The 10,362-nt window shown below is 39.9% G+C and carries 10 protein-coding genes and 1 pseudogene; 10 read left to right on the forward strand and 1 reads right to left on the reverse strand.

The annotated features are described in order from the left end of the window. The 10 genes and pseudogenes from BLQ57_RS20070 to mobA form a co-directional block, all read left to right on the forward strand. Nucleotides 1-277: pseudogene (locus BLQ57_RS20070) on the forward strand (hypothetical protein); the annotation flags it as partial. Between the two features lie 325 nt (nt 278-602). Further along, the gene (locus tag BLQ57_RS20075; protein WP_087941401.1) at nt 603-1,940 is read left to right on the forward strand and encodes an MFS transporter; all 1,338 of its coding nucleotides are present in this window, start codon (nt 603-605) and stop codon (nt 1,938-1,940) included. An 11-nt stretch (nt 1,941-1,951) separates the two neighbouring features. Next, nucleotides 1,952-3,007, forward strand: a complete 1,056-nt coding sequence (locus BLQ57_RS20080; protein WP_087941402.1) for an MFS transporter — start codon at nt 1,952-1,954, stop codon at nt 3,005-3,007. Nucleotides 3,008-3,019: 12 nt separating this feature from the next. After that, a complete protein-coding gene (locus tag BLQ57_RS20085) occupies nt 3,020-5,236 on the forward strand; it encodes a molybdopterin oxidoreductase family protein (RefSeq protein ID WP_087941403.1) in 2,217 nt (738 codons plus the stop codon). 18 nt (nt 5,237-5,254) lie between these two features. Further along, complete coding sequence (locus BLQ57_RS20090) at nt 5,255-5,827, forward strand: 4Fe-4S dicluster domain-containing protein (RefSeq protein WP_087941404.1); 573 nt, start codon at nt 5,255-5,257, stop codon at nt 5,825-5,827. A gap of 14 nt (nt 5,828-5,841) precedes the next feature. Beyond that, the gene (locus BLQ57_RS20095; RefSeq protein ID WP_087941405.1) at nt 5,842-6,348 is read left to right on the forward strand and encodes a QcrA and Rieske domain-containing protein; all 507 of its coding nucleotides are present in this window, start codon (nt 5,842-5,844) and stop codon (nt 6,346-6,348) included. A 10-nt stretch (nt 6,349-6,358) separates the two neighbouring features. Continuing rightward, on the forward strand, nt 6,359-6,613 hold the full coding sequence (locus BLQ57_RS20100) for a DUF6755 family protein (RefSeq protein WP_087941406.1): 255 nt from the start codon (nt 6,359-6,361) through the stop codon (nt 6,611-6,613). Nucleotides 6,614-6,642: 29 nt separating this feature from the next. Continuing rightward, nucleotides 6,643-8,136 (forward strand): MFS transporter, encoded by a 1,494-nt coding sequence (locus tag BLQ57_RS20105; protein WP_087941407.1) that lies wholly within the window; start codon nt 6,643-6,645, stop codon nt 8,134-8,136. Nucleotides 8,137-8,149: 13 nt separating this feature from the next. After that, a complete protein-coding gene (locus tag BLQ57_RS20110) occupies nt 8,150-9,418 on the forward strand; it encodes an alginate export family protein (RefSeq protein WP_087941408.1) in 1,269 nt (422 codons plus the stop codon). A 2-nt stretch (nt 9,419-9,420) separates the two neighbouring features. Continuing rightward, nucleotides 9,421-10,047: a molybdenum cofactor guanylyltransferase gene (mobA, locus tag BLQ57_RS20115; protein WP_087941409.1), complete on the forward strand. Its 627-nt coding sequence runs from the start codon at nt 9,421-9,423 to the stop codon at nt 10,045-10,047. Here mobA and BLQ57_RS20120 read toward each other — a convergent pair. Next, a partial coding sequence (locus BLQ57_RS20120; protein WP_139162823.1) for a transposase occupies nt 10,016-10,362 on the reverse strand: 347 nt, incomplete at its 5' end. The two genes, mobA and BLQ57_RS20120, sit on opposite strands and share 32 nt — an antisense overlap.

Below are 10,362 nucleotides of genomic sequence, written 5' to 3' on the forward strand. Positions count from 1 at the left end.
TTTCTCGGACAGCCAGGAAGGGATCAAAACACAGGTTTGGATGGTATTAATTGCCAATCTAATATTCACCGTGATTCACAAGCGGATCAAAGAAGCCGAGCAGTTCACCACCTTGGTGTCCATGGCCAGAGCCAACTTGATCTCCTATGTCTGCTTCCAGACCATCCTAAAAACCAACTGCCTGGTAGCAGAAGAACGAAATCTGGAAATAATACAATTGGACATCTTTGAAAGTGAGCAGGGGGGTGTTTTGAGAAAAAAAGAAAAATCACCCTAAATAGCCTGGAAACCCACTATTTTCCAACTTCAAAAAGTTACTCGGATGACAGTAATTTTTTATTAAGACTGTTTGAAATTCCTCGTTTTTTGGTTTTTTAAGTAGAAACCTGCTTTTGAAATAGCTTCAGCTAATAAAATTTGGATCATTTATAAAATCAATCGATGTGGTATAAATGTTATTTGTTGTCTTTTAACCATGTCAAATTCATTAGAATTTTAAAATCTTGTAATTTTATTCAACTATAGTACTGATTTTAATCATGTTTTGACTAAATTTTGAGGGATATCTTTATGGAAATTTATACCCTTTAATCTTTCAAAATATGAAAACTTGGCTCTCGCAGTGGGAGCCAGAAAATGTGATTTTCTGGAATGAACGAGGAAAATCCATTGCCTGGCGAACGCTTACTATTACTACAGTTTCTCTGATTCTTTCTTTTGCAACGTGGTTTATGGTGAGTGCTATTGTCACTCGCTTGGATGGTATCGGATTCAACTTTACCTCAAATCAACTTTTTTGGCTGGCAGCCTTGCCTGGACTTGCGGCAGGTACATTACGGATAATTCATACTTTTTTGATTCCAATATTTGGAACTAGACATGTGATCACTATTTCAACATTCATTAAATTGATCCCTGTGATTGGTTTTGGGTTTGCAGTCATGGACCCAAATACGCCTTATTGGGTATTTGTTGTATTAGCTTTGACGGCTGGATTTGGGGGAGGTGATTTTTCTTCTTTTATGCCGTCTACTAATTTATTTTTTCCTTCCAGATTAAAAGGTTCTGCTTTAGGTATTCAAGCTGGAATTGGAAATTTCGGGGTCAGTCTTGCTCAGTTTATGACGCCGGTTGTTCTAGGTATAGGTTTTTACGGCTCACCACAGCTTTTTTCTCAGAAAAATGCCATTGGTGAGAACGTCCAAAGTGAGATATACCTTCAAAATGCTTCTTTCTGGTATGCGCCACTTCTTATTATAGTGGGAGTGTTGTGTTGGGTAATGTTAAAAAGTATTCCAATTAAATCTAGTTTCAAGGAGCAACTTGGTATCTTCAAAGACAAGCATACTTGGTATTGTACAGTTATTTATTTTATGACTTTTGGGACTTTTGCTGGGCTATCGGCGGCTTTTCCGCTATTGTTGAAGTCTGTTTATGGGCCTTTTGACCCAAGTTTAGATCCCCTGAAGTATGCTTTTTATGGACCATTGATAGGTTCGGCAGCACGAGTTTTGTTTGGCTTTGTCGCCGACAAAACTGGGGGAGCTGTTTTAACTACTATCTCAGGACTTGGTCTTTTTGTTTGTACGTTGGCGATTATTTTTCTTAACTTACTTACGCCAAGCGGAATCGAACAGCTAGGGATGTTTATTTCAGTCATGATGCTGCTATTCTTTTTCACAGGAATCGGTAACGCCTCAACATTTAAACAGTTTCCTGTGATTTTTAAACATAATCCTGTTCATGCTTCTGGAGTCATCGGATGGACGGCGGCTATTGGGGCATACGGCCCTTTTGTATTTTCATTAGCCATCAGTGCCTTTATGAGTTCAACTGGAAATGCCAACGGATTTTTCCAGCTTTTAGCCTTATTTCTTCTTATTGCAACCGGAATCAACTGGTTTTTCTACCACAGAAAAGGTGCTGAAAAACCCTGTTAAAAATTAGTTATATGTTTAGACTCTTTCAAACCCTAAATAATCTAGCGCTTCTAAAAGCTACTATAGCCGCATTAGTGGTGGTTTTATTAGTTTTCATAGGTTCAAGAAATCTCCAAAACTTTGATGCAGCATTAATAGCTTACCTTTTAGGAACTATATTTGCCGTCTTTGGTATTGCCTATCGCTATTCAGTTTGGCTTCAGCGTCCACCTACACGACTCTATTGGAGGCGGAGTATGCAATTTCTTTTCAGTAGAGATTTTCTATTTTACCTATGGAGGAGTATTAGGCTCTTTTTTCAAAATATTCTTTTTCAGAGATTTATTTACCATAGAAGCCGGACACGTTGGGTAGGTCACTTTCTACTTGCAACAGGCTGTTTGATAGCATTTGCGGTAACCATTCCTCTGACCTTAGGTTGGATTCACTTCGAGTTTAAGCCAGGCAATGACACCCTCTACTACGCCAAAGTTTTTGGTTTTGAGATGGGCTCATTTGAACTAGGTTCATTTATCGCTTTTATGGCTTTTCATGCTTTAGTTTGGTGCTCAGTTCTGGTGACAATCGGTGCAGTGATGATGATGAAGCGTCGTTTGACAGATGGGGGCTTGATCGCTACACAGACATTTGAGGGAGATTGGTTACCCTTAGTTTTGCTTATCGCAATATCAATTACAGGTTTAGGAATCTCTTATGATTACACTTTCCTCCAGGGTAAAACTTATCAATTCATGGCAGTAACTCATGCGGTGACTGTAATTTTGTTTTTAGTTTGGATTCCGTTTGGGAAATTTTTTCACATTTTCCAACGACTTGCTCAGTTAGGAGCTAATCTCTACAAATTTGAAGGCAAAAAACGTGGTATGGCTCTGTGTCCACATACCAAAGAAGAATTTGCCACTCAGCTACATATTAATGATTTGAAAAAAGTTACCAATGAGTTGGGATTTGATTTTACGCTGAAAGACGGTAAAAATCACCTTGATTTGAGTCCGGAAGGTAAAAGGGCAGCATTAGCGAAAGCACATTTTGAATCAAGAAAAAAATCAGGTTCATTCTTCGGATAAAACTATTTTAATATGGCAAAATTACCTACTTCAGTAGATTCTATCATTGATCAATATGGACCTCACAAGGCCTACACCCCTAAGACGGGTTTTCAAGGAGTTCATGAACCTGATAAATTGGTCAAAACACACTGCTGTTTTTGTGGTATGCAGTGTGGTATTCAACTCAAAGTCAAGGACAATAAAGTTGCAGGCTTTGAGCCTTGGATGGAATTTCCATTCAATGAAGGCCGTCTTTGTCCCAAGGGGGTACAGCGATACTTGCAAAACAATCATCCTGATCGCCTATTAACTCCCATCAAGCGAGTGGAAGGAAAGGGTTTTGAGAGGACTTCTTGGGAAGAGGCGATGAGTAAAACGGTGAGCGAAATTGAGCGAATCCAAACTACCCATGGTAGAGATGCTTTTGCTATGCTTTCTGGTGTTTCTCTGACCAATGAGAAAAGCTATATGATCGGGAAATTTGCAAGGGTAGCCTTGAAAACTGCTAATTTGGATTATAACGGTCGACTTTGTATGGTAAGTGCCGGGGCTGGAAATAAAAAAGCCTTTGGTCTGGATCGTATCTCCAATTCCTGGGAAGATTTAAAGCATGCGAAGGTAATTATAATCGCTGGGACAAATGTTTCGGAAACTTTCCCCACACTTACGCATTACATTTGGCAAGCTAGGGATAATGGAGCTAAACTTATTGTAATCGATCCTCGAGTAACGCCAATCGCTCGTACTGCGGATCTTCATTTACCTGTGAGACCTGGCGGAGACTCAGCACTTTTTGGGGCGATGTTAAAAATTTTAGTGGATAATGACTGGCTTGATCACGATTTCATCGATAATTATACCTCAGGTTTCCAAGAATCCATTGATGCCGTAAAGGATTATGATTTGGCTTGGGCTGAAGAAAAAACCGGGGTTCCTGCAGCCAAAATCCAGCAGGCTGCAGAATGGTGGGGTAAAGCCAAAACCAGCTTTCTTTTGCATGCAAGAGGAATAGAGCACCATTCTAAAGGTGTAGACAATGTTTTAAGTTGTATCAATCTTGTCCTAGCCACAGGGCGTATAGGAAAACCTTACTGTGGATACGGTACCATCACGGGTCAAGGTAATGGACAAGGTGGTAGAGAGCACGGACATAAGTGTGATCAGTTGCCGGGGAACAGGGACATCACCAACCCTGAACACCGGAAATACATTGCAGACGTATGGGGGATTGATGAAAAGGACATGCCTGGTAAAGGGCTTTCAGCTTACGAGATTATTGAGGCTATTCATCGTGGTGAAATCAAGGGCCTAATTACCATTTGTTTTAACCCCTTGGTGTCTTTGCCTAACAATAATTTTGTAAAAGAAGCTTTAGAGAAATTAGAGTATTATGTAGCCATTGACTTTTTCCTAAACGAAACAGCTCGACACGCAGATATAATTTTGCCCGGCTCCTTACACGAAGAGGAGGAAGGAACGGTGACTACCGCGGAGGGGCGAGTCGTAAAAATCAACGAAGCAGTGACTCCTCCAGGTGAGGCTAAAAGAGATTCGGAAATCATCATCGATTTGGCCAAGCGACTTGGTGCCGGTGACAAGTTTGCCTACTCCAAAGCAGAAGATATCTTTAACGAACTGCGTGTTGCCTCAAAAGGTGGAACCGCCGACTATTTTGGGATTACCTATGAGAAAATTGAGAAGAATATGGGTGTTTTCTGGCCATGTCCCTCTGAAGATCACCCTGGCACTCCGAGGCTTTGGGAAGATAAAAAATTTAGAACTCCTGATGAAAGGGCTCATTTCAATCCCGTTCCTTATCGTGAACCATCCGAAGTCGTGGATAAAGAATACCCTGTAGTGATGACCACAGGACGGGTAGTCTCCCAATACCTAAGTGGCTCACAAACAAGACGGATTGGAAAGCTTGTTGACCAATATCCCGAACCACTTTTAGAAATTCATCCTAAACTTGCATATCAATATGGGATTAAAGATGGTGATCAAGTAACTGTAAAGACGCGTAGGGGAGAGGCTACATTTCCTGCGCAAATAGTCGAAACGATACGCGAAGATACTGTCTTTATCCCTTACCATTGGGGAGGAATACATTCCGCAAACCAATTAACTATTGGTACCCTTGACCCCGTCAGTAAAATACCTGAATTCAAGGTCTGTGCTTGTCAATTGGTTCCAACCGGGAAAATGGCTTCAGTAAAAGTAAAAGAAACAGCTTATCAGAGTTTTTAACCTTAAAACCCTTTAACCATGCAAAACCCACAATACAATCAGCAAATGGAGTTCTTCGTCGACATGCAGCGCTGTATAGGCTGTCATGCCTGTGAAATGGCCTGTGCTGAGTGTGAAACCAACGGCCAAGAAAGTATGATTCACATCCATTATGTAGAGCGTGCTGTATCGGTGCAGACTACCGTACAAGTTTGTATGCACTGTGAAGACCCTGTTTGTGCTAATGTTTGTCCGGCAGATGCAATTACTAAAGATGACTTTGGGGTAGTTCATACAGCCAATACTTCTCGGTGCATAGGATGCTCCAACTGTGTACTGGCATGTCCTTTTGGTGTGCCTAAAAAAGAAGAGAAAGCGGAATTAATGATGAAATGTAATATGTGCTATGATCGGACGAGTGCAGGCAAAAAGCCTATGTGCGCTACTGTATGCCCGAGTCAGGCGCTCTTTTATGGTACTCGTGAGGAAATAGAGAAGCTCCGCCCTAATAGTACTCCAGTCAATAAATTTCTCTTTGGACAGGAGGAAGTCAATACCAAAGTAAATATTATGATGCCTAAGGGCAGTACTGAATTAAGAATTCACGAATAAAATTTCCCAGCATTATGTCCAAAGATCCTAACCAAGAAATCCCCAAATGGAAGAAGGATTTCCCTATTGAGCAAAAAGAAGCTACTCATGTCTCTCGCAGAGAGTTTGCTAAATTTCTAACCTTACTTTCTGGTGCACTGGCAGTTGGGAATACTGCTATAGTAGTCAAGTCTCTTGCCTTTCCCGATAAGCCATTAGTAGGCGAGCATCCTATATGTATGGAGTCGGAAGTTTTGGAAGGTGAATCTTTCCAATTTGAAATTGAAGGTTCCAAAACCATTCCTTATCTCTTGATTAATCTTGGCAATGGAGAATGGAGAGCATTTGAACAAAAATGTACTCATCTTTCTTGCGCAGTGAAGTACCGTCATGATATAGGTCAGATCGAATGTCCCTGTCATAAAGGCTTTTTCAATCCCCGGACAGGAGATGTAATTCAAGGGCCTCCTCCTAGACCACTTCCTCAGTTGGAAGTAGTGATTCGAGAGGGTCAAGTACTTGTTAAAGCACAAACTGCCTAAAAATATAACTATGAGTGATTTTAGACAATCTCAAAACGAGGCACACCCCAATAAAACGAATATACTGATGACAGCGATCATTATGTTGTTGATCCTTTTTGTCACAATTCAGATTTGGTTTCTTTTTGGCGCACTTAACAATGCCCTTCAGGAAAATCTCAACTTTGCTATTACCACAGCAGTGGGATCTTTGATCTTTGCCGCAGCGTCTGTTTGGTTATTGCGATATCTCCCTGACCCCATAAAAAAAGCCAAAAGAAAGTAAAAGCCAAATCCCATTCTATTCTAAGGATCATGAGTAATGCAATTCCTTCAGGTGCCCACCGAATTTTATTTCTCAATACCCTAGCATTTACACTTTGTTTTGCTGCTTGGACATTCAATGGAGTCATGGTGACCTATTTGGTCGATAATGGTGTCTTTGATTGGAGTCAAGTACAGATAGGATGGCTTTTGGGTATTCCCATATTGACTGGTTCGGTGATGCGATTACCTCTTGGTATTTTGACCGATAAATATGGAGGAAAATGGATTTTTGTAAGTCTTCTTGCGCTAACTGCTATCCCAATGTTTTTGCTTAGTTTCACAGAATCCTTTACCTGGTATGCAGTTATGAGTTTTGGATTTGGATTGGCTGGAGCTGGGTTTGCTGTGGGTATTGGTTACACTTCAGTATGGTACCCCAAACACTGGCAAGGAAGGGCCTTGGGAATTTTTGGAGCTGGAAATGCCGGTGCAGCCATAACCACATTAATGGCACCAAGCTTATTGAATTCATTTACTTCCAATGGACAAAATCCCGAGCAATGGAAGATTCTTCCTCTCATTTATGCAGCTGTTTTAGTGGGTATGGCTGTGCTTTTTGCTCTATTTGCAAAAAACAAAAAACCAATCAGTTCTACCCGCACTATCGCTCAAACGCTCCAACCACTGGGTAATATTCGAGTCTGGAGATTTGGGTTGTATTACTTTTTGGTATTTGGATGTTTTGTCGCATTTTCCCAATGGCTTGTGCCTTACTTTACTAATGTGTACGGCACAAGCTTAGTAATAGCTGGCCTTTTTGCTTCATTATTCAGTCTTCCTTCCGGAATAATTCGTGCACTTGGAGGCTGGATGAGTGATAAGTTTGGTGCTAGAAGAGTTATGTTTGGGGTTTTTAAGTGGTCTATCGCGATAAGTGCGCTGCTGATGATTCCCAAAATGGAAATTTTTTCTCCAGGTAAAGGCATAAATGCTAACCAAAAAGGAATAGTAGAAGAAGTTGATGCCAATGAGATTCGAATGAAAAACGGAAAAGTGTACACTTTTTCTCCTAAAACTACCAATGAGGAATTTGAATCTGAAAAAACACCTATTTTCCCAAAGAAATCATCTTGGCAAGAAGCAATTGTGCAGTCTGGGGATGCGGTAGAAAAAAAGCAATTACTTGTCAAAGGAATTACTCGAATCAATTTTGAGGCGAATATGTGGGTCTTTGCTGTTTTAACTATGATAATTGGAATAGTCTGGGGTATTGGAAAGGCCTCAGTTTATAAATTTATTCCAGATTATTTTCCCAATGAAGTAGGAGTGGTAGGTGGCATGGTCGGAGTAATAGGAGGAATGGGAGGCTTTTTTTGTCCTATTATCTTCGGATATTTACTAGAAGGCTCAGGTCTTTGGACAAGTAGCTGGATGCTGATGCTTGGAATATCGATTATTTGCTATTTGTGGATGTCAAGAGTGGTAAAAGCTATCTTGAATCGTAATGCGCCAGAGTTGTCTGACCAAATAGAGCATCGTTAATTTCATCAGCCCTATGAAATTTATATCAATTTTCTTATTTATTTTCCTTGGACTCATTTTGGGTTCTCATGCTCAGTTTTCTTTTGATGGTCAATATTTTACTCGTGGGGAATATCGGAATGGATATGCCAAGATCATCGAGAATGGATGGAATCCTGCATTTTTTATAGCCCATAGAGCCCGAATTCAGGCTACCTACCTGCATAATGATTATAGTTTTTTTATGAGTGTCCAAGATGTTCGCACTTGGGGAAGTACAAGTCAATTGAACACCACAGATAGTTTCCTATCGGTTCATGAAGCTTGGGCACAGGTGAACTTCAACCCAGACTTATCTTTGAAGGTTGGAAGACAAGAGTTAAACTATGATAATTTTAGATTTCTTGGAAATGTAGATTGGGCTTTTCAGGCAAGATCACATGATCTCGCTTTGCTCAAATACGAAAAGAATGCTTCTAAGCTTCATTTTGGAGCAGCTTTCAACCAACAATCTCAAAGTTTTTCGGGGACTTTATATGAGCAGCCCAACCAATACAAGACAGCGCAATTTGTTAGATTTGAGCAATTGAAAGGAGGTAATGCTTATTCACTTTTGTTTTGGAATGAAGGTCGGGAAAATGGAGGGCAGGTGTTTTTCAAACAGACATTTGGGGTTTCTAATTTTCAATTGGGTAATTCTCGAAAATTAAAGGCTAGTGGATATCTCTATTTTCAAACAGGTAAAAACACTTTAGATAAATTGGTGTCTGCTTGGAATTTTGGAATTGATTTCAAACGAGAGTTTTTATTAGACTCTGCTCAAGGTAAGAAACTGGCATTTTCTTCTGGATTTGAAATTCTAAGTGGAACAAAGAATGAAGATACAAAAGATCGGTCTTTCACCCCGTCCTATGGGACCAATCATCTTTTCAATGGATTTATGGATTATTTTTTTGTATCGAATGTACTTACCCCTCCTTTAGGAATCCAAAACCTCTATTTAAAAGGAAGAATCAACACGAATTCCAAAACTTGGGTTCAAGGAGATTTTCATTTTTTCTGGGCTCACCAAAACTTAGAGATGGACATTGGTAAATATTTTGGGTCTGAGCTCGATGTTTCTTTTGGTAGAATTCTTAATGAGGCAGTATCTATTCAGGCAGGATATAGTCGTTTTTTTGCACAGGATCGATTTGTTAAAATTTCTGGCATTGTGAATGCAAAATCAAATCAAGATTGGGCCTACCTGATGTTTATCTTAAGACCCAATTCTAAAAATCGATTCATTGGAGTGAGAATCTAGCTATGGCCAATTCTTCATTAAACCTCATTTCAATCTTTATCCTTGCTGGAGGCAAAAGTAGTAGAATGGGAACAGAAAAAGGTTTGGTTCTATTTAGGGGAAAGCCTATGATTAAACATCTTTTGGATGTGCTTTCTCAACTAGAATGTGAGCTGGGGATTATAGGTCATCACATGGATTATCATGACTTTGGAGTGCCTGTCTACAGTGATCTGATTGCAGAAAAAGGTCCTTTAGGGGGCATTTATACTGCTTTGTCCAATTGTCGGACAAGCCACGCTTTAATTTTAAGTTGTGATGCGCCTTTAATTACCGTAGAAACTTTGAAAAAATTTATTGAACAAGCAGGATATGGACTTTCAGTCGGAGTTTTTGAAGGCAGAGTTAACCCGTTTCCAGGGCTTTACCCAAAAATAATCTTACCTGATCTTATAAATAATTTGGAACAAAATAAGCTAAGAGTTCAGGGTTTTGTTTCTGAAAATAATCCTCAATTAATTTCAATGGAGACAATCTCAGTTAATCCAATACACGAGTTTACGAATTTTAACTCACCGAGCGATTTTTTACTATTTGAGGAAAAAGAAAAAATCGGCTCTATGTGGAATATAGTGGGTAGTCGAATTTGAGTTTCCCAGCAATGAAATAAATCATGTTAATGTAGTTGTCAATGTTCCTGTACCCTCTGGCTCTTTTTTTGGCTAACTGTATTTTGGAATTAATGCCTTCGAGGACTCCGTTGTTTAAATTGGTTTCTGTATAGCTTACAATTCCGAACCAATGTGCCTGTATGGTTTTGGCCGCCTCCATGAACGGGAATATCTTGGATTCTTTTACAAGGTCACACCAATAGGAAAGGTATGCAGCAGCCTCTTCTTTGTCCTTAAAGTCCCAAAACTCGTTGAACAGTTCTTTGAGCCTATAAGCATTGGAAATGCTGGGCA

The sequence above is a fragment of the Algoriphagus faecimaris genome (assembly GCF_900101705.1).
In the GTDB taxonomy this organism is placed as follows: domain Bacteria; phylum Bacteroidota; class Bacteroidia; order Cytophagales; family Cyclobacteriaceae; genus Algoriphagus; species Algoriphagus faecimaris.

Bases quoted from the DNA above. Each gene is read 5' to 3' on its own strand.
- BLQ57_RS20075 (WP_087941401.1), top strand. From the start codon at position 603: ATGAAAACTTGGCTCTCGCAGTGGGAGCCAGAAAATGTGATTTTCTGG.
- BLQ57_RS20080 (WP_087941402.1), top strand. From the start codon at position 1,952: ATGTTTAGACTCTTTCAAACCCTAAATAATCTAGCGCTTCTAAAAGCT.
- BLQ57_RS20085 (WP_087941403.1), top strand. From the start codon at position 3,020: ATGGCAAAATTACCTACTTCAGTAGATTCTATCATTGATCAATATGGA.
- BLQ57_RS20090 (WP_087941404.1), top strand. From the start codon at position 5,255: ATGCAAAACCCACAATACAATCAGCAAATGGAGTTCTTCGTCGACATG.
- BLQ57_RS20095 (WP_087941405.1), top strand. From the start codon at position 5,842: ATGTCCAAAGATCCTAACCAAGAAATCCCCAAATGGAAGAAGGATTTC.
- BLQ57_RS20100 (WP_087941406.1), top strand. From the start codon at position 6,359: ATGAGTGATTTTAGACAATCTCAAAACGAGGCACACCCCAATAAAACG.
- BLQ57_RS20105 (WP_087941407.1), top strand. From the start codon at position 6,643: ATGAGTAATGCAATTCCTTCAGGTGCCCACCGAATTTTATTTCTCAAT.
- BLQ57_RS20110 (WP_087941408.1), top strand. From the start codon at position 8,150: ATGAAATTTATATCAATTTTCTTATTTATTTTCCTTGGACTCATTTTG.
- mobA (WP_087941409.1), top strand. From the start codon at position 9,421: ATGGCCAATTCTTCATTAAACCTCATTTCAATCTTTATCCTTGCTGGA.